1 pseudogene is annotated in these 353 nt (G+C 64.6%); it reads left to right on the top strand.

What is annotated here, in order from left to right:
* Positions 1-2: 2 nt before the first annotated feature.
* Positions 3-353, top strand: a pseudogene (locus IF06_RS0131810) (hypothetical protein); the annotation flags it as partial.

Raw genomic sequence — 353 nt, 5'->3', positions numbered from 1 at the left:
GCATTCTGGGTGTTGCTGGTCTGGCTTTCACCGGTGGCGTGTTCGCCGGTCCGGTGGCTGCGCACGCGGCGGACACCACCCACACCAAGCCGGTTGCGGTGACGGTGCAGGGTGACAAGCTGATCCCGCATGGTGTGCAGGGTGAGCAGTCGCGTATCGACCTGAACGACGAGCAGACTGCCAATGTGAAGGCGATCATTGCGGCGACGAAGAAGGCCGGTATGGACGAGCGTGCCGCGGTCGTGTCGATCGCTACGGCGTTGCAGGAGTCGAAGCTGGAGAACCTCGGCCACCTCGGTGACCGTAACGACCACGACTCGCAGGGCCTGTTCCAGCAGCGCCCCTCCAGTGGT

This window comes from Micromonospora globosa (assembly GCF_000717585.1).
GTDB classification, from domain to species: Bacteria; Actinomycetota; Actinomycetes; order Mycobacteriales; family Micromonosporaceae; genus Micromonospora; species Micromonospora aurantiaca.
This window is presented reverse-complemented; position numbering and strand designations above follow the sequence as displayed.